This is a genomic window from Thalassospira xianhensis MCCC 1A02616, assembly GCF_003326475.1.
GTDB lineage: Bacteria > Pseudomonadota > Alphaproteobacteria > Rhodospirillales > Thalassospiraceae > Thalassospira > Thalassospira xianhensis.
Genome location: NZ_JPWA01000008.1, coordinates 1 through 18584 on the forward strand (window position 1 = coordinate 1; position 18584 = coordinate 18584).

Below are 18584 nucleotides of genomic sequence, written 5' to 3' on the forward strand. Positions count from 1 at the left end.
CCAAAGCTGAAGAACAGGCACCGGTGGAAGCCTCCAAGCCTGCCCGTCCGAGCTTCTTGACCGGTGGCTCCTCTTTCGGCGTACCCGGTTTTGCCAAAAACTAAGGTTTGCGGTGGGGAGCTGTTATCGCTCCCCACCGTGCTTTGTCATATTGCAGGGTTAGTGCTGTGGTTTACGTATGCAATTGCAACGGCTTAGGCAGCCGAAAAGTGGCCGCCGCGATTGTTGATGGAGCCTCTACTTATCGCGCGGTTCTGTCTGAATGCGGAGTTAAGCCACAGTGTGGAAAATGCCGCTCTGAGGTTGAAGCATTGATTGGGCGCCTGTCACCACCTTCTTCAACACCTACCAATATGCACCATCTCCAAATTAAGGAATATTCCTGAATATTGCTTGAACGACATGAAGCAAAAAGAATAAATTATCTTCCTGAAAAGAATATTTTCTTGTATCTTGCCAAAGATTTGATTGATGATGACCCTCAAGGAAATCGCAACATCGGCAGTGACATGACAGAATTTGTTTTCGCCACAGAAAAAGGTGCCAAACTCGTTCGAAATGGCATCAAAGCTATCTGTGCAGATATTAAAGATGATCGGCTGACACGCAAACAGGCTCTTGATCGGGCATCCGATCTATGGGAGGAATTGTCAGCTTTTGACGACGGCACGCTGGACCCTGAAGCCATCGAAGCCGTGGTAAAGCAACTGAATACGGCTTTCTCACAAGCGGGTTTCGTTTCACTAAAGGCTGACGAATTTACCCGGCATTTTGAGGATTGGTCACGAAATGGGAAGGCCGTCAAACACCAGGCACTCGGCTTTGATGCCGCGATTGTGAGTAACGTTACAAATCGGATAACGTCCACACTCAAGGAACTCGGAGGCATCCCCGGAATTACCCTTGGGGTCTCTGAAAGCAACCAAGTCGTCGAGGAATACGGTAATATCTCTGAGAGTGCAGGAAATGTCGTTATTTACTGTCACCGGGGTGAATACAGCCAAAACCCTCTAATCGGCGCAATGTTGATAGGGCGAGAAGGCTGGTGCTTCCTTGAGGCTGTGGCAAGTCTGGATAACTTCGAATCCGTCCTGCGAGAGCATGTGTTTAAAGACGAAGTTGTCGACTATCAAGGTGTCATCGAGAAGCTCCGAGCCCTGGACGAGATGATCAAGGGTTTCAACCTCAGTTCGTCCCTCCTGAATGAACCAGAAATGCTCGGCGTAACCATCACGCACAGCGATGCCTTTCCGACTTTGCGCGCGCAGTGGGATGGCGACGTTATAGCAACCAGGCAGTCGGATGAGGAAATGGGTCTTGATAGTGCCCGGGTGGCCACCCTTTCAACATTGTTTTCAGCGGGTGTTATCCCTGACGAATTCTGGCCAGAAGAACTGGATTTCAGTTCTGTTCAGTCGACCGGCCCCTCTGCGTTTTAGAGACAGGCCCCAAATTCAAAATCGAAGCGTGCGCCAGTAATCATCTGGCGCGCGCTTCCTTTTACCGATAATAGGCCGTTACCCGTTGTCTTGTGGCTTTTGTGAAGTACTGCCCGGCCAGAGCGGCAAAAACTTCTTCATCATAGCGTGCATAGGCATCCAGAAACGCGGTGGTTACGGCAAGCACATCAAGAAATATGTGTTCTGAAACTTTGCCTTGCCTTGTGTCGTCGCCGCTCACAAGCCCTTCGGTTATTGCCTTGAACCAAGCAAGGTGCCTATTCCCGGCCGGAGCGAGCGTAAAGGCCTCACTCCTTATCGAGGGCTCCTGACCTTTCTCGCCATTTCCGGTAACCACGATGGTTGGTTTCAGCGCACTCTCCCAGGAACCGTCGACAAGACCCAAGACGCCTCTACCGAACGGCGATAGCAGAATACCCGACGAAAACCCGGAACTCGGGCGTTCAAGCACTTCACCGGAATAAGTCACAGCTCTAGCCCCGGTGAGGATCTGTGCGACAAAAGCACCCCAAGAGTGCCCCGCGATAATTGGACGAGTTATATCGAGGTCCGTTCCCCAGGTTTTGTTGAGAACAGGTATAAACTCAAGCACTCTTTCACATTGCCGTATGCGACGGTTCCATATCCCAATGTCAGTGATAGCCGCGGATGGTGCCCATATCTCGTTGAGTGTTCCTCTGGCAATGCTGTCCGTGCCACCGTCTAGCAAACTATCTTCATGGATAGGGGCAAGAACAGCATAACCTTGTGATGCCCAATGGTTTAGCAAGGGGGAGTAAACGCTGGGAACAGACAGCTCGGCATGGCTGAAAACAACTACCCGGGCGTTCCGTACTGTAGGTGGTAGGTAGGCAAATACCACAAGGTCACTATCAAGCTTAATGAGTACCGGTTTGCTTGGGTAGCCCCACTCTCCGGCATTTGCTAGACGGCTATACAGGTCTCCCTGGTTAATATCAGGGTTGGGGTTCTTGATAATCACGTCACTCGCAAGCGCTTTGTTCGCCCAAACTGATGCGGTACCAGCCACAAGCAGGGCATTTACAAAATCTCTTCGAGTCCAAAGTTTTCGCTGCATCGGAAGCGCCTCTGTTTTCCTTATCTCTTGTTCAGCAATTTAAGGAATACGTGAAAAAGAATATTCGCAGACACAATACCTCATAATCCTTTAGCAAAACCGAAAAATTGACAACTTTTTTCTTGACTGAAACACGTTTGATCGGCATTTTGCTTTGAGCGTTTCAATAGTTTAGCTAGGTCTTGCAATGCGTTACGTTGTCGATGTAGAACCCGAAGATGATATTGAAGATACTTCAGGCTATGCAACAAACGAACGAGGTTCACCGGCAAGAACTTTTTGCAATAGTTATCGCGCTACAGCATTACAAATCCTTGACCCACATTCGCTCCGGCTAGAGCCGGTTATTTCCGGGAACTCGGACGAGGGTGATAAGGAAGTTCTGAGATTACATTTTTCGGAAGAAGAGCAGCCTGATCTGTTCAAGGCCGTCTTCGAGTGTCTCGGTTATGCGGCTCGCGACACTGATGTTGTAGTTCTGATGCATGATGAAATGCTTCGATGCGCGAAAGACTTTCACTCATTGCTGCCAATAATCATCCAGGATGTCGGTAGTGTGCTCGCAGATTCAGTTGTTGAGCCATTTGAGCAACTTGGATGGGCATCGCCAGATATTGTGCGAGGAGCTATCGCTGCTGTTATTCTCCGAGCGACCGAACCCGTATTTCTGTCAAACAAAGGTGTGGATGGCGCCTATCGTGAAGTGTGTGCATCATTATTCGCTGGCCTGCTGAACAGCAAGATGCCTGACAATCCCGACCCTGAACAATTTGTTACCCAGTATCCAGGTTTGGTTACTTTCATCGAAAAGCTTGTGGAGGAAACGCGCGCCGAAAAGAACATAGCGCTCTCCATCCCCCTACGCACCGATCAAATTGTTAGCGAAGCCTCGATGCACATCCGCTCAGTCATTGCACGCACGGGTCTTGTGATAGACTAGCCTGACCATCGTTTGCTTATCCGCTTGTCGAAAACCTCGAGTTCGAGTGTAATTGAATAATGCTGTCATAAACCGTCATAGCAAGAGCCATGATGGAGTTCATGTCGCATTCTTTTAAATGCACAACTCGCAGGGGATTGCCATGAGGGATGAAGCTATCAACGTCGTTGAAGCTGCGAGGAAGCTATGCCTTCAGCGTGCACCTGGCGGTGGCTTACTGATTGGCACCGCACCCGAAACTTTCCGGCAGGCGCTCCTCAACTTACTCGTTACCATCGAAGCGTTCGACAACGAAACCAGCAAAGCGACCGGCCTTGCTGAATTTAAGCCGTCGGACTCAGGATATGCGCATGACGCTACTGATGCCGACACTTCGGTTCAGCAACCTGTTGTTGGTGAAGAACTGGTGGAAGAAGTCACCACTTTGGAATTTGGCGGTCCAGTATTGAAGCCGTCACCGAGGTTTCTCGCCGGAGAAGCAAAAAAGCAAGAACTTCGTGAAAACGACGAGACGGCCAATCGCTCAAACGAACTTGTTGTTGCCGAACAGGCCGGGCGCACCGTGCGCGCCATCCGGAACTCAGCCAAGAAGCTGAATGAAGCAGTTCTTCAACTTGAAGATCTGGCAAAGACAACAAAACTGACGCCTGAGCTATCACTCGCAATCGGGCAATCTCTTGACCGAATAGCTAACAAGCATGATGCTCCGCATCTCGGCCTGACAGATTTCCGCTGTGACACCGCTTTTGCAGATTCGGATGCAGACCTCGATGAGGCGATCGACAGCCTATCCGATTGCCTTGCTTTTGCAGTCAGTAAGACCGGATGGACACCACGACTAAGGAGCATCGCTTTTGCCCTGCGACTGGCAATGGAAAGAGGCGGAAGTCATCTTCGGGATGATATGGAGAACCTCGCCCACGAAGCCAAAAGCGCACCACCACCTGCTCCGACCCCTTTTTGACGTCAGAGACAAGGAGGCGACACGTGCTCTTAGCCAACTAGAGCCAGTTCAACTGCTGGTTCGCAGCGAATTCGCAACGACCCATTTGACAGATAGACGGTTGCGACGCCGCCATCCGACAGATGTCCCCCGACAATCTCCCTGGCGATTGGGCGCTTGATTTCTCGCGTGATAAGTTGCCTAAGAAGACGGGCACCCTCGTCTTTCGTGTATCCGAACTCCACAAGCCATGAACGCGCGTCGCTGTCTAGGCGAAGGGTTACTGGCTGCTTGATGCTGGAGAGCGCGCTTGACACTTCTGCGATGTTTTTATCTACAAGCTGCTCCACAACCTTTTGCGCCAGAGGTTCGAAATGCACAATCTCGTCAATGCGCGCCAGCCATTCCTTGCGGAACGCACTTTCGATACCGTTGTCTCCGGTGGTCTGGTTTGTATTTCCAAAACCAATGACATGGGACGGCGCATCATTCGCACCTGCATTGGTCGTCATGACGAGGATAACATTCGAGAAACTGGTGACTTTGCCAGAGCTGTCAGTCAATCTTCCTTCATCCGCGACCTGAAGTAGCAACTGATGGATTTCGTCAGTCGCTTTCTCGATTTCATCAAGCAGAATGAAACAATGTGGAGACTGGTCGACGGCATCAGTTAGCGCGCCACCCTTCTCAAAGCCAACATGCCCTGGCGCTGCTCCAATGAAGCGTGAGACGGACGATGGATCGCAATACTCCGTCATGTCAAAATGCAAAAACTTCATGCCCGTCAAATTTGCAAACTGCTTGCAGATTTCGGTTTTCCCAACCCCTGTCGGCCCATGAAACAGAAAAGTGCCAATTGGGCGAGAAGAGTCATGAAGTCCGGCTTTATACATTTCAAATGCGCCACAAAGCGCTGCAATTCCCTTTTTCTGTCCAAATACCTTTGTTTCGAGCTGCATTGGTAAAGAGATGATGGCGCCGCGCTCGTCCGTGTCGACACTCGTCAATGGGATTGCGGCAATCTTTGAAACCGCCAACTCCACGTCCGAGATCGCGAGTTCGTCATTCGTGCCCTGAAGGGTCATTTTCTTGGCAGCTGCGGCTTCATCGAGAACATCAACAGCCTTGTCCGGAAGCCTTCGGTCTTTAATATGCCTTACAGCCAAACGGATACTTGCCTCAATTACATGCCGCGGGAAGCTGATGCTGTGGTAGCGACTCAACTCTCGGCATTTTGCAAGCATCATATCGCAAGCTTCGTCCTCCGTAGGCTCCGGAACATCAATTCGTTGGAAGCGACGAGCCATGGCCTCACTTCGCGCAAAAACATGGCGATATTCTTTGAATGTGGTTGTTCCAATGCAGCGAATGCTACCGTTAACCAAACCGGGCTTAAGCATGTCTCCAGCAGACAAGCCACCAGTGCTGTCACCTGCCCCAATCAGCGTGTGGATTTCGTCGATGAATAAAATGAGTTCAGGGTCTTCCCTCATTTCATCCATTACGATGCTGACGCGTTCTTCAAAGTCACCACGAAACCGCGTTCCCGCCAAAAGTTTGGTAATGTTCAGCTCGAGAATGCGTTTATTTTTGAGATTGTCGGGTACATCGCCATTTCGGATGGCGCGCGCAATTGCATGTACAAGCGTGGTCTTTCCGACACCCGCGTCCCCGACGAAAATGGGATTGTTTTTGGATTGCCGTGATAGAATCTCGATGGCGCGCTTAACCTGAAGATCGCGTCCAAAACAATTGACTTGTTCGCCCGTGATTTCGGTGGTCCACTCGGCGATGCCATTGTTGTTCTCACCCGAAGACCTTTCGTGCCTTCTTGCCGGTTGACGGGAGGTGCTGGTTGCCTTGGACAGATTCTTGGTTCGCCCGTTTCCTGTCTGCACGCGTTTCTGTTTCTCATGGTCGTCGCCACAAAGGTTGCGAACCTTACAGAAGTCTACATACGCGACATCTTGTTCAAGGAGGAGCCAACTCGCATAAGAGGCATGGTTGTATTCGTACAACGCCATAAGAACATGAAGGCAGGAGATTTCACCCTGGTTGGCTGTTGCGGTCTTGCTGAACTCCGCCGCCTTTTGCAGAACATCATTATATGTTGTGTCGTTTACTGGCGCCTCAGCCTCGACGCCTGCGGGCGTGGAGGCTAATCCCTCCAGGTGTTCTTCAAGTTTGCTTTTCAGCAATGTTACGTCGACCACTGCTGACGTAAAATATCCGATGGCTGTCTCTGAATGACAAAAGCTGAAAATAAGGTGCTCGACAGTGATAGCTTTGTGACGCTTGGCAAGCGCGAATTTTTTAGCATCACTCATTGCAGTGGCTAGTGAGGCCGTAAATTGGCAAGTATGCATAAAAAAGAGAACTCCATCCCAATCGGTATCTTGAATGTGGGGGAAATATGGCGGCTTTCTCCATCTTGTGTCAACATTATTTGCTGTATAGCGATGGCAAAAGAGAAAGTTTTTCTTTATGATTGACTCGAGCCCAAGGAAACCTTTCATACCAGCGGTACATTAGATTTTACATGCAAACAAAAATGACTTTCGTTCGAAACCTGACATCGTCTTTACTTCGTATTAAGGAAGGACAAGAGGAAGAAGTGGTTTCTCGAGTCCCGCGAGGATTCCTGCTGCCTCAGCTATTTCCCTCCCAGGACCCGCAGAAAACAGCCGCCCTCTTAGTTGCGGCCGACTCCTCGCTTCTCCGCTACACGATTGAAACCGCAGTGGCCCGAGATGATAACGGGCTGTTTGAAGTCGATGGATTTCCTTTCCTGTTTCCATGTAAACAGACCCTCATTCCTTTACTCGAAGATCGATTGAAAGAGGATGCCTCTAGACTGACCTCAAGGAAAAGCTTTGCATTTCTTGATGCTAATGAAGGAGGGTTTTTGCTGGATAGTGGGCTCAACTGGAGGGCCTGGACGGATGAACTAATAAATTGTCTATCTGTCACTGATTTACTTAAGACGACAGATAAATGGTATATTGAGTTTACCTTTTTTAGCAGAAATGAATGCAAAAATAATATTCAGAGCACTCTTCTAGGGTATTCCCACCATCTTTTACATTACGATGACTTCGACGCTGTAAACTTTTGCTCAATGAACAGAGGGGCCTTTGCTGGATATCTACAGCCTTTTTCCTCACTGGCTACAAGATTACGTTTTATTGAGGCTATCCGAAGCATTTCTTATCCCTTCAAGGATAACTTGAAGGATATTTTGAGTAACAGTTATTTTATCCGCAGTTGCGCCGAGGGTGAAACTCTAGAAATTGGCGAGCGATTGCTGGAATTCTGCCGTGGACGGGCTGGAATGTCAGAGGATGGATGGCCTAAATGGCTTTTTGCCGCCGGATACGGCTTAGAAGAATTACGCCATATTGCCGATGAACCTTGGTTCCAACTCATCCCTAAGAAAATTTTACTCCCGAGGTAACACTATGGCCGACATCTGTATCGTTTTACAGCCCAATGAGATGAAAGAATATCACCCCCATTGGCCAAGTAATGTTTGGGGAGCGGTAAAAAGGCGTGGGGAAACTACCAGCTTTTTCGCTGGGACTATTATGGAAGTACCTGATTTTGCTGCCGGTTTAGGCGTCTGGCCGTATTTTCCCGGACTGCCGGTTCCCGAAATTTCCGTGGATGAAGAAACCGCTCTTATTCGCCATCTGGAGCAACAGTCATTGTTTCAAAAGGCTCTGGAGCGCATGGATAACTGCGAACACGAGAAAAACATGCTGAATTTTTCGGACATTCTTTTGGATTGAAGCAGTTTGCCTTGTCAACATTCACCACTTTCGTATAGGTTATGACTTTACAAAGCGTTGATAAACAAGCTGTACTTTTCAAATTAGACCACAGTACATACTTTGGTATAGTACGTATTTTCCTGCAATAAGATGTTTTTTCCTTGAAGCCGTTGTTGCTTGCAAGGGTTCGGGCTCCAATCAAGACAGAAAACTCCTACCAATATGTTTTGAGGGCCCAAAATGAAGTGGATCGACCTGTCAGCAGATGGCATGAAACTGGTTGCGGTAGAGCTGCCAGAAACAGCAGGGCAGCCTGCAAGACGGGTACTCGTTATGACCAATGGCGACAGGCACGCAGATAAGGTCGCTAAACTCGGGTTTGCAAAGCACGCCAAATCAGGTGCCTGGGTGCTGATGTCGGCTTATCCGACCTTTGCAGAAATTCAGGCGGTATTCCCCAACGCCAAGGAAGCCGACTTCGAGCCAGAACAGATTATTGTCAAGGCAAGGCCAGAAGGCGCGCAAAAGGCAGAACCGAAGAAGAAGGGCACAGTCAAACAAGGGCAGCAGGCTGAACCGGTAGTAGACGATAGTGTCCTGGAAACTCCTGAGGCGGCTTCAGAACAGCCTGATGAGCCTAAGGCACCGGAGAAAGCCGCCATAAATGTGGGGGAGCTGGTAAAGAATTCTACCTATCTCGGTCTGAACCGTCAGGGAAAGTCAGTATACCAGAGCGAAGACAACCGCTTCTTGCTCGACAGCGCCTATGAATCGCCTCGTCCGACTTTCTATGTCGAAGGGAACATGAAGCCGGGCCTCTTTCTCTATGGTGATACACCAGAGGACATTCGGGCCGCTTCGGAAGGCTTTATTTTTGAGGCAAACTCGGGCGAAGTAAGACGTTATAGCGACCTCGTCAGGTTTGCTCAGGCCGTGTTCAACGAGCCTGAAATGAAAAATGACGACCCTCGGATTGCTGAAGCACATGCTGTCATTCATGAGCAAGCAGGTCGGTTCATCGCGGGCATCAACACAAACACGATGCGTGAGCGTTACACGGCGTCCATCAAGCTGCATGACTCCTTCGCCTTTGTAAGTGAGGTTACGCGGAATTTTGGTAGGCCCTCTGCATTTCTTCCTCTTCCTTTGCAGGTAACCACGCAGCGTATCGTCGGCTCGGACCTGGATGGGAAGTCAATCCTTTTGGTCGGCCTTGACGAACAGACCTTCAAGGCAAACCTGCCCAAAACCGTATCTCTGAATGCCATGTCCCATGAGGACGCCGCATTTGAGGATGGTTGCAAGGCGGCTGATATCACCGTCATGAACCTGCCCTTGTCGCACCTCGACAGTGCCGTCAACTTGCATGGTAGCCGCTACAGTCGTGCAGATGTCGTGACGGCAATTGCCAGTCTAGAGGCTCGGCAGGCCGATGGTCGAAGTGTAATTCTGTTGCAGTCTGGTATCGGAGCCAGTGACCAGAGCGAAATCGAAGATCTCAAAGAATACATCGCTTCAAGGTTTTCAATTGAAGGGATGGCAGAAATCGACGGCGCGCTTCATGGTGGCCCTGTCGGCTCAGCCATGGTCGCGATTTGTGTCGGTGAGAAGTTAAGCGCACCATCCGTTGCAGCAGCACCCGCGACAACAAAGCTGGCTGACTTCGCGAGCACGTGGTCGTGGACCGCTGAAGTCGTTGCGAAACGCGCACAGTTGGCTGAGAAGCGCGCTCTCGAAATTGAAAACGAAGCATTGACGGACGAGGAGCGTGAACGGAACTCCTTCCAGGCTCCGTACACGAGCTTGTCGGCGATTGGTCAGGCGTCAACGATGATTCCCCGAAACCTTGAAGCGGATTCGCGTGATGCTCTTGGCCGTATCGCGGAAAAATACGGTGATATTGACGAATGGGTTGCTGGCGAATTGGCGATGACCAAGGAGCAAATGGCAGATGTCTTCAGCCCTGAGCAGATTGATGCGCTCGCGCTGGCGATTGATGCTGATGTCCGCGGTCGCGCATTCCTTAATGCTGACGAGATGGGGGTTGGTAAAGGCCGGTTCCTTGCAGCAATGATGCGGCGCGCCATTCTTAAGGGAAAAAAGGTCGTTTTCCTGACGGAGAAAGAATCCAACCTGTCCGACATCTGGCGCGATATCGTCCACATCAATTCTGCGGAAGAATTTTCTCCGCTCTTCCTGAATGCTGACACCAAAATCATTGATGAAGAGACTCAGGAAGTGGTGATGAAAGCCACCGATAGGGATATCCTTGCCGGTATTCTGGAGTCAGGGGAGTGGCCGGACGACTACAACGTTGTCTTTGGAACATACAGCCAGTTCAACCAGCTCAGTGAAGCCCCACTGGACAAAAAAACCGGCCTGCCGAAGGAAGATTTTCAGGTTTCAGAAAAGTCCCGTTGGCTGCTATCGGCCGTCGACAACGACGTCACGCTGTTCCTTGATGAGTCGCACAACGTTTCGACTGGGGTTTCCAACACCGGGCGGAACGTCGATCAAGCGATTGATCAGTGTCACAACGTCTTTTACTCTTCGGCTACTTACTCGAAAAAAGCCAAGACGATGGCGATTTACAAGCGTTTGTTCCCGCGCGGTTTCGAAACAGTGAACCTCGCCGAAGTATTGCGGCGCGGTGGCGACACGATGCAGGAAACCCTCTCCGGCATGCTTGTTCGCGATGGTGTCATGGTTCGCCGTGAACACGACCTTAGCAAGTGTGACATCCAGGTGGCTCTGGACGAAGAAAATCAGGGTCGGAACCGTGAGTACATGGACCTCCTTGCTCCGGTCCTGGCTGAAATGGCGTACATGAGCGGCGACTTGAGTCTACGTATTGGCAGCCGGAACGACGAGATTGCAGAAACCATCCGTGCACAGCTTGGTGAGCGGGCAACCGACAAGGCGGTTAGTCGCCGCCTCAAGAAGCTGCAAGTCAATTCGATTGCCTTTGGTTCACCGCTCTACAACATCTCTCGACTGTTTACCTGCGCCCTGTTGGTCGACAAGGCCGCCTCTGTTGCCATCGAAGCCCTTGAGAACAATCGCAAGCCGGTAATCCTTGTCGACAAGACTATGCAGGCCGTTTTGGAAAGCCTTGCAGAAGAGCAGGCCGAGCAAGGGCAGGCCCTTGGGCGCGCACCAGACTTCAAAGACATGCTCTTAAGGTCACTTGCGCAACTGACAAGGACGAGCCGCAAGGATGCGGTCACCGGTGATCGTATTGTCGAGGATCTCGCAGTTCCGGACATGGAACTGGAAAGTGCAGAACATCTGATTGAACGTCTGCTGGCCGCATTGCCAGACGACATTCGTCGCGCGGATATGAAAGATGTCGTGGCCAACAAACAGCCGTTGGAGACGATCAACAAGGTCTTTGCGAAGCTGGCAAAAGAGCAGTTCACGAAGCCGTTTCTGACGGCCACACCTCAGCAGACAGAAGCTGCAATCACTCGGGTGCGCGCTATGCTTGACCTGCTTCCGAATGACGCGGCCGCTGCTGCGCCAATGCTGGCGAAGCTTGCAAGCTCTCTGCCTGAAGACACCTATCGGGCGGTCAAGCGCATTCGCGCCATGATTATGGAACTACCCGACCTGCCGGGTTCGCCAATTGACGCTTTGCGCGAAAAGTTGGAAGAAAAAGGCTACAGGTGTGGTGAAATCACCGGGCGTACCTGGGAATATCGTGACGGCTCCGTCATTCGGAAGCCAAAAACGTCTAAAACGGTCGTCAAAAACGCATTCAACCGTGGTGATCTGGATGCCGTCATCATCAACTCATCCGGGTCGACGGGTATTGACCTGCATGCTGGCGCTCGCTTCAAGGACCAGCGTCAGCGCGAATTTATCGAATTGCAGGGCAACGCTGATATTTCCAAGCAGGTCCAGGCATGGGGGCGTGTCAATCGATATGACCAGGTAATTGGACCGATTATCAGGACACTCATGGCTGGTCTTCCCATCGAATTCCGGCTGCTGGCAATGAGGAACTCAAAACTTCGGCGTCTTAGTGCGTCGACCACCTCAAACCGAGAAAGTGCAGCTCTTTTGGGTGTTGTTCCAGACCTTATCAACGAGGTTGGTGACCAGGTTTGCGCGCGCTACGCTGAAGCACGCCCTGACCTCCTGCGCCGTCTTGGCTTTGCGGTCAACGCCTATGAAGATCAGGCTCGACTGAATCAGGACAATGAAGACGGTGAAGAGGACAGCCAGGACAACCAGCGCTCAGCCAATATGTTCCTGGCACGTCTTGCAATGCTGCCTTATGCCCAGCAGTTGCAGACCTTCACTGAAATCGAAAACGAGTATCGGGCAACGGTCGAAGAGTTGGATGCTCGCGGTTCGAACCCGCTTAAAACGAGGATGATCGACGGCATTGTACATCTTCGCGATGAAAAGGTGGCGATCCACGGCTTCCCGAGTGAAAACCTTACATCTGCGTTCCATGAACCGGTGTATCAGCAGGGTGTGGTCATCGAACACGCTGTTGCCCCGCTGCGTGGCAAGGATATTGTGGATGCCTATGAACGTGGCCTGATTGAAATGGGGGCCAACAGCCCTGATGCAATGGCGGATCGTCTTGTCCGGTATCGTGAGTCCTTCCTGAAGTCCTATCTGCCGGATGGCGTGAACGATATCGATATGGCTATTGCCCAGCAACCGGATTCAAGTGCGGCAAAAATGTCGAAGCGAATGGAGGCTCTCACAGAGTTTCTGTTGAATATCCGTCCCGGTTCCGAACTCGAGATGACACTTGATGGTGTCGTCGAGAAAGCCGTTGTGACGAACATTCTGATGCCGCGCCGCGGTTTCGAACATCTGGCCTCATCCTACTCGGTTCACTACGTCGTTCCGGGAATGACGATTCAGCAGCGGATTTCGGTTCAAGCCCTCCTTAATGACCCGGCGATGAAGATCTCCGATGGTTTGAACGGTGAAGAGCAAGACGCGATCCTTAAGCGTTTCGACTATGCAATGGATGGTCAGCAACTTGAGAAACGTATCATCCTCAGCGGTAACAGCTGGCAGGCGATGGCCCTCACGATTAAGCACAAGCTCGGCAACATGGTGTCTTGGGAAGACCCGACGCACGGCAGAAGTCGAGGTATCCTTGTTTCCAAGAGGTTCCGAGACCTGTCGTTCCTTCCAATCTCCATCACGGATGCAGAAATGGCTGGGGACGCTCTGAACGAATCCAGAGAACTCGTTTTGTTCAGCACGGAGAAGATGAGCGAGAACAGTGGTCTGGTTCTGAAGAAAATGGCGAACGGTCGGGTACAGATTGAAATGCCCAACATGGAGAACAGTACATGGGGATTCATCTATGAACACCCCCCGATTCAAGCCCTCTACGCGGTTTGGAAAAACAGCAAAGTTGGTGATGTGAAAGCAAATGAGCGTCCCAAGTTCGAGATTGAAATGGGGCGCATTAAGGACGTTCTGCGTCACTTTGAAGCTGCTGGAATTCGTTTCTATGCAGAAAGCGGCCTCCGAGTTTGGGCCAATGAGTGGAATGCCAAAAACTACCATAACATCCACGGTAACCAAGAGCCCGACCAACCAGAGCAGGTAGCTATGGCCATGTAGGCCATAGCTACCATCGACCGATAAGAGAACAAAATGGCAAGACTTGAAGATTACGGCACTGCCAAGGAATACTTGAGCGCCGCATGGAATGAACACATTTCCAAGGTTATCGTAGCACCAATCAAACTGCCTGCCGGTGATAACGGATTGGTAATCATCGATAGCACGCTGACGCAACCTTCTTTGGCCTGTGTCTTGACGCACCCTGATGGACGCCTCTCATTTTTAACCGGCTATTTGGCTCCCCTGGAACGCGCTACGAGCAAGGATAAACTCGTCTCAATGGCAACGGACCTGTTGTTCTACAGGATGGACAGCCTTGAAACGATGAATTTTGGCGAAGGTTTGAGAGCGTTTGGATTGCTCGGAACCGTCTCGCACTCTGCTTGGCAATCTGTGACAAATTTTGTGGAAGGATTGCCTGAGAAACATATCGCCGCGCGCATTCCGCTCTCTGAACTTATGGTCTCGGAGCAACGCAGGTTTGAAGCTGGTGGCTTAAGACAAGTCAGGGAAACCCTGAACGACGAAGCCCTGTTTGCTTTACGCGCTTGCGACACCTTCCTGTGGCGAGACTACGAGTTTTATGCTGCCGAGGGAAATCTCGGGAAATTCCGAGGACAGGCAGCGGGAGTATACCCCCTGCTCGCCTCATACTTCGTCCAGAGGCCTTCCTTGAAACGGGCCATCGACGATCAACAATCTCTGACTGACGCGGTGATAGCCGCTTTTGGCAAAAACAAGAGAGGGGAAGTTGTTGTAACAAAGGGCCTGCTTAACCGGATGCGGAATGTCGACTGGCCTTTGAACGGCATTCCGGTCGACACAATGGTTTACGCCCTATCTCAAATCCCACCAGAATGGTTCCCTTCGGATGAGGCGGAATGGGAAGCATTTTGCGATATTACGGCTACCGTTGGGCACTTTTTTCTTAAGGCTGAGGATGACTCCAGTTTTGACGCGAAAAGCTTGTTTGCAGGATGCGGTGGGAAATGGGTCCAGTTCCGAGAACGGATTGCAAATGCCTACACCAACACACGGCCGCCAGAAGGCTCCACTGAGATAACGGTCAAATTCTTCGAACAGGCTGTGAGCTGGGATGAATTGAGGGGGCTGCCGCGACAGAAGGTTGCTGTTCTGGCGGAAAACTTCGTGAATTCTCTCCAGAACTTACCAGAAGAAGGTGTGAACCGCCGCGATATCGCGACGTGGATTACAAACAAGGTTAGGCCAAATATCTCAAGAGCCGCTATCCGGAATGCGTGTATTGACTTGGAAGACGTCCGCAGACTTTTCTCTCAGAAAGTTCTTCTGCCATTGGCCGCATACAAAACCGGGATGTCTGAAATGCCCATATCCCAGTTACATCGGGAAACAGCAGACCAGGCTGCCGGAGAAATTCTCTTTGCCGGAAAAGCTGCTACCGCACTGTTCGAGATCTCACGTCAGGCACACTCTCAGTACGAAGCTCTCTTTGCCGCGGGTATTGACGAAGACGAAACCAGGGCCAAACTGAAAGATGAGCAGCGCAGACGACAGGCGATGGCCGAAATCGGGATTTATGACACCGAACAAGGGGAAGACGATTGGCCTCCTCTTTGTCCGATTGTGCAGGCTCCCAATGGAATATTCATCGTTCCCCTGACCTCGAGCCAATTATTGGCAGAAGAGGGACGGCATGGACACAATGCCGACAACTCCCGGGGGCTCTATCACTGCGTTGGCGGGTACGCACCACAGTGCCGGACAGGGTCTTCTCACGTTCTGTCCTTCAGACGACTAACGCCGGGTGGTCAAGCCACTTTCGAAAGGCTCTCCACACTAGAAACCAAAGCGGTTTCCAAGACGAACGTGAAAATCTCGGTAAAACAACATCGAGGTTTCGACAACCAGGAGATACCTCTGGAAGCACGGCAGGCATTTGAATGGTTCTGCAAGGCGGTGGAGACAGGAGAAGTCCCCATAAACTTTGAGATGATTTCTGCCTATGCAATGCAGATGGCTCTCTCCACCGACGATATCGAGAAAGAGTGCGGTTATGATTGGAGAATCAGAAAGCACATCGAAAACGCTATGATGCCCTGGGCACCTTATGTCGGAAAGAAGTACCGAAAAATGGGACTGGACTCTTTTGCTGAAACGGAAGCTGTCATGTCGGTTCGGGAAACGCTGCTACCCACGGCTTACAAGCTGTAAAGCGAAGTCAATTCTGCGCTGGACTAAGGAGCTTTCCAGCGCAGAACCGGCTCCAGGCCAAGGCCCGGATAAAAGCCCGGCTTCCGAAACCTCTCAAATAGAGGAGCCTTTTTCCTGGAGATGGAGACCGTGCAAACCATCTTCATGGTGTCGGGAATATAGGTGTCAACCAAGCCTGTTTCCGGCACATCGGCGACAACCTGTTCTGTTGCTTCTGTGGCATCTGAAGCCATCAGCATCAACGCTGACAGCAGAAACAGGTGTTCGCCCAACGCATCCTTTTTGGTTTTAAGGACACGCTCACTGTCGCCGTCTTCATTGGCATGCTCTCTTCCCTCCCATACCATGATCTCATCACGGAAACCTGGAGGTATGGATAGGATGGCCAATTCTGTCAGTCGCTCAGCAGTCGATGTTGTCAGCTTCTCTTTTCTGCTCATTTCGGCCAGCTTGATGAAATCATCCAAGCGCCAATGTAGCATCGCATAGCTATGGTAAATTCCACCGTCGGAATTTTCCCAAGCAACAAAGATTGAAATATGTGTCGGGTCTTCAGGGTCTACCGCGATTAAGCATCCAACTCGCAGCACTTTTGGCAGGCCGGGTTCATCAGCACTCTCATCTACACCAAATGCAAGCTGACGTGGAAGATGGGGATACTCCAGCCAAATGACGGGCTGTCTCAACGTTAGCAAGGGAAGTGTCTTTTCGATCGTTTCTGAAGCCTCTTTGACGGTCCAGGCGGCCTGTCGAACAACCTCTTCGTCAAGCAGGAAGGGCTGTGAGATCTCCGTCAACAACGAGATGATGTGTTCTCGCTCAGGGCTGCCTGGTATTTGCCTTAAGGCATTTAGCAGGCGCGGGCCAAGCAGTTCCTCTGACATACTAGCGTCGACCCTCGCGTTCCTGCTGACAGTCGACACACATGGTAGTTGCCGGTCTGGCTTCAAGGCGAGCTTTGGGAATGTCATCACCGCAGCTCTCGCATTCCCTGCTTTCGGGAACTGGCAGATGGTCCTCGCGTTTGCGCAACATCCGAAGCTTACGCAACCGCGCCTCGTCTTCGAGGGCAGCCGCGTTCTGTAAAATGTCGATATCGTCCATTCTTGAAACCTTTATTCTTCTTCCGAGCTAAACATTTCGGTCGCAAGTTTTACATAACTCGCGACCGATGCAAAAGGATATCTCAATATTTTCCTTTGTCAAACTCTTTAGCAAAAGGAAAACTAACAGAACCCCGAGGCATTCCCGATACCAAGCACCGTATTCGTGACGATGCAAATCGTAAACTTGGCATTTGCCAACGCCACCCCACCCACGATGTGAGTAACCCCGGCCCCGAATGATTTTTGTGACCCGCCATCCGACACAGCCTTCAGAATGAAAAACCCGCGAATTATGGCTACAATGCCGAACATCACGAATATTGTCAGAAGACTGTTCAACGCCGCAGTGTATTCTGCCAGGAACTGAACCCCGGAGCTACTCGGACCGGTGTAAGACAACAAAGAGCTACTGGAATTGAAACCTTCTTCCGAAAGGACGCCGTCTCCGACACCCAGCGTCTCTTCGATCGTATGCAAAAAGGCAGGAAGATTGGTAAGAATGATGCCCAGAATAAGGTTCCCCTGCCAACTCGCGCCTTGGCCACGTTGCCCCTGAGCATGGCTTACGGCCATGGAATAGATTGACTTTGCAATCATGAAGAGGCCGAAGAGAACCATAAAGGCAAAGGCTACATCAATAAAGACAGGCACCAGATTGACTTCAACGTTCTTCAGAATGCATGCAAGCGGGCCCTCTGAAGATGCGCCGGAACCGATGCAAACGCTTGGTTCACCGAAGCTTGAGCCGTCCCTTTGATAGTTGTCTGTTTCACCCAACAGCGTACCCAGTCCGACACCTAAGGCACTAGGTAAAGAGACCATTAGTGACCCGCCAGCGGCACGTAGCAGAACATCGCCCCAGCTAGTATTCTGGTCCTGTTTTCCAAGAAGAATGAGTGCGCTTCCGAGCAACCATACCCCGATGAGATAGGAAACACCGACCAGCAAAATCATGAATGGGTCGACGGCTTTTCCCGTCTCGGCAACCATAGCGCCGGTTGAATTCACGGCCTGAGCAAAAGCCGGGCTGGTCGTCACCGCCATCACCGCAAAGACAGCAAGGACAGGCTTTAGATATTTTTCAGTGAACATGGCAATTCCCTTAAAGGCTTTACTTAATGGTGCCGTTTGTTCAAGGAAAATTTCAAGGAATATCTAAAGGAAATGTCACAACCAAAGGAAAACTCTACTGCACTTGGTTTTCAAGGGTGGACTTAAGGAACTGCTCTCGCAACCGGCCGCGGTCGATGTAAGCAACGATTTCGGCGGAGAGAGAAGCGCTAAAGCGATCCCAGATCTGATCTGGTGTCAAATCTGCTCCATAATCGATGTTTCGGCGCTTGCTCATAGTCGTCAACCTAATCCGGTTTTCTTCATTCAGATTGTGAATTTTTTTGCTTGATGAATCTTGATTAGGAGCAAACTTGGCAAGTGACAAAAGAAAACGACCACCAGTCGGCGGTCATTTTTTCGAATGTACGAAAGGTCCA

General features: G+C 50.9%; 14 protein-coding genes. 8 read left to right on the forward strand and 6 right to left on the reverse strand.

Annotation, left to right across the window (positions count from 1 at the left end; all coding sequences use genetic code 11):
• Positions 1-167 precede the first annotated feature (167 nt).
• A complete protein-coding gene (locus TH5_RS26140) occupies positions 168-386 on the forward strand; it encodes a (2Fe-2S)-binding protein (RefSeq protein ID WP_385968959.1) in 219 nt (72 codons plus the stop codon).
• A 3-nt stretch (positions 387-389) separates the two neighbouring features.
• Positions 390-1439 (forward strand): hypothetical protein, encoded by a 1050-nt coding sequence (locus TH5_RS08375; RefSeq protein ID WP_114121475.1) that lies wholly within the window; start codon positions 390-392, stop codon positions 1437-1439.
• A 61-nt stretch (positions 1440-1500) separates the two neighbouring features.
• On the opposite strand, the gene TH5_RS08380 is transcribed toward TH5_RS08375, so the two are convergent.
• A complete protein-coding gene (locus TH5_RS08380; RefSeq protein WP_114121476.1) occupies positions 1501-2538 on the reverse strand; it encodes an alpha/beta hydrolase in 1038 nt (345 codons plus the stop codon).
• Positions 2539-2725: 187 nt separating this feature from the next.
• On the opposite strand from TH5_RS08380, the gene TH5_RS08385 reads away from it, so the two are divergent.
• Together TH5_RS08385 and TH5_RS08390 are read left to right on the forward strand one after the other, a co-directional pair.
• The gene (locus tag TH5_RS08385; RefSeq protein ID WP_097052911.1) at positions 2726-3478 is read left to right on the forward strand and encodes an acetate and sugar kinases/Hsc70/actin family protein; all 753 of its coding nucleotides are present in this window, start codon (positions 2726-2728) and stop codon (positions 3476-3478) included.
• A gap of 142 nt (positions 3479-3620) precedes the next feature.
• The gene (locus TH5_RS08390; RefSeq protein WP_147250064.1) at positions 3621-4442 is read left to right on the forward strand and encodes a hypothetical protein; all 822 of its coding nucleotides are present in this window, start codon (positions 3621-3623) and stop codon (positions 4440-4442) included.
• 29 nt (positions 4443-4471) lie between these two features.
• Here the strand turns inward: TH5_RS08390 and TH5_RS08395 are convergent, their stop codons facing one another.
• Positions 4472-6937, reverse strand: a complete 2466-nt coding sequence (locus TH5_RS08395) for an AAA family ATPase (RefSeq protein ID WP_114121478.1) — start codon at positions 6935-6937, stop codon at positions 4472-4474.
• A gap of 35 nt (positions 6938-6972) precedes the next feature.
• Between TH5_RS08395 and TH5_RS08400 the strand changes: the two genes are divergently transcribed.
• The 4 genes from TH5_RS08400 to TH5_RS08415 all read left to right on the forward strand — a co-directional run bounded on the left by TH5_RS08400 (position 6973) and on the right by TH5_RS08415 (position 15988).
• Positions 6973-7875 carry a hypothetical protein gene (locus TH5_RS08400; protein WP_147250065.1) on the forward strand — a complete coding sequence of 301 codons (903 nt, stop codon included), beginning with the start codon at positions 6973-6975 and terminating at the stop codon, positions 7873-7875.
• A gap of 4 nt (positions 7876-7879) precedes the next feature.
• Complete coding sequence (locus TH5_RS08405; RefSeq protein ID WP_114121480.1) at positions 7880-8209, forward strand: hypothetical protein; 330 nt, start codon at positions 7880-7882, stop codon at positions 8207-8209.
• A 222-nt stretch (positions 8210-8431) separates the two neighbouring features.
• Entirely contained in the window at positions 8432-13792 is a 5361-nt protein-coding gene (locus TH5_RS08410; RefSeq protein ID WP_114121481.1) for a strawberry notch C-terminal domain-containing protein, read from the forward strand.
• A 33-nt stretch (positions 13793-13825) separates the two neighbouring features.
• Complete coding sequence (locus tag TH5_RS08415) at positions 13826-15988, forward strand: PcfJ domain-containing protein (RefSeq protein WP_114121482.1); 2163 nt, start codon at positions 13826-13828, stop codon at positions 15986-15988.
• Positions 15989-16011: 23 nt separating this feature from the next.
• Here the strand turns inward: TH5_RS08415 and TH5_RS08420 are convergent, their stop codons facing one another.
• The 4 genes from TH5_RS08420 to TH5_RS25475 form a co-directional block, all read right to left on the reverse strand.
• The gene (locus TH5_RS08420; protein ID WP_114121483.1) at positions 16012-16872 is read right to left on the reverse strand and encodes a hypothetical protein; all 861 of its coding nucleotides are present in this window, start codon (positions 16870-16872) and stop codon (positions 16012-16014) included.
• Position 16873: 1 nt separating this feature from the next.
• The gene (locus tag TH5_RS08425) at positions 16874-17092 is read right to left on the reverse strand and encodes a TraR/DksA C4-type zinc finger protein (protein ID WP_114121484.1); all 219 of its coding nucleotides are present in this window, start codon (positions 17090-17092) and stop codon (positions 16874-16876) included.
• A gap of 122 nt (positions 17093-17214) precedes the next feature.
• Positions 17215-18186, reverse strand: a complete 972-nt coding sequence (locus TH5_RS08430; RefSeq protein WP_114121485.1) for a hypothetical protein — start codon at positions 18184-18186, stop codon at positions 17215-17217.
• 94 nt (positions 18187-18280) lie between these two features.
• Positions 18281-18442: a hypothetical protein gene (locus TH5_RS25475; protein ID WP_167443499.1), complete on the reverse strand. Its 162-nt coding sequence runs from the start codon at positions 18440-18442 to the stop codon at positions 18281-18283.
• Positions 18443-18584: the final 142 nt, after the last annotated feature.

What these genes read in the sequence shown, in the direction of transcription:
- TH5_RS08430 (WP_114121485.1), bottom strand. Translation starts at nt 18,186, where the DNA reads ATGTTCACTGAAAAATATCTAAAGCCTGTCCTTGCTGTCTTTGCGGTG.
- TH5_RS25475 (WP_167443499.1), bottom strand. Translation starts at nt 18,442, where the DNA reads ATGAGCAAGCGCCGAAACATCGATTATGGAGCAGATTTGACACCAGAT.
- TH5_RS08390 (WP_147250064.1), top strand. Translation starts at nt 3,621, where the DNA reads ATGAGGGATGAAGCTATCAACGTCGTTGAAGCTGCGAGGAAGCTATGC.
- TH5_RS08400 (WP_147250065.1), top strand. Translation starts at nt 6,973, where the DNA reads ATGACTTTCGTTCGAAACCTGACATCGTCTTTACTTCGTATTAAGGAA.
- TH5_RS08395 (WP_114121478.1), bottom strand. Translation starts at nt 6,937, where the DNA reads ATGAAAGGTTTCCTTGGGCTCGAGTCAATCATAAAGAAAAACTTTCTC.
- TH5_RS08420 (WP_114121483.1), bottom strand. Translation starts at nt 16,872, where the DNA reads ATGTCAGAGGAACTGCTTGGCCCGCGCCTGCTAAATGCCTTAAGGCAA.
- TH5_RS08415 (WP_114121482.1), top strand. Translation starts at nt 13,826, where the DNA reads ATGGCAAGACTTGAAGATTACGGCACTGCCAAGGAATACTTGAGCGCC.
- TH5_RS08425 (WP_114121484.1), bottom strand. Translation starts at nt 17,092, where the DNA reads ATGGACGATATCGACATTTTACAGAACGCGGCTGCCCTCGAAGACGAG.
- TH5_RS08380 (WP_114121476.1), bottom strand. Translation starts at nt 2,538, where the DNA reads ATGCAGCGAAAACTTTGGACTCGAAGAGATTTTGTAAATGCCCTGCTT.
- TH5_RS08385 (WP_097052911.1), top strand. Translation starts at nt 2,726, where the DNA reads ATGCGTTACGTTGTCGATGTAGAACCCGAAGATGATATTGAAGATACT.
- TH5_RS08405 (WP_114121480.1), top strand. Translation starts at nt 7,880, where the DNA reads ATGGCCGACATCTGTATCGTTTTACAGCCCAATGAGATGAAAGAATAT.
- TH5_RS08410 (WP_114121481.1), top strand. Translation starts at nt 8,432, where the DNA reads ATGAAGTGGATCGACCTGTCAGCAGATGGCATGAAACTGGTTGCGGTA.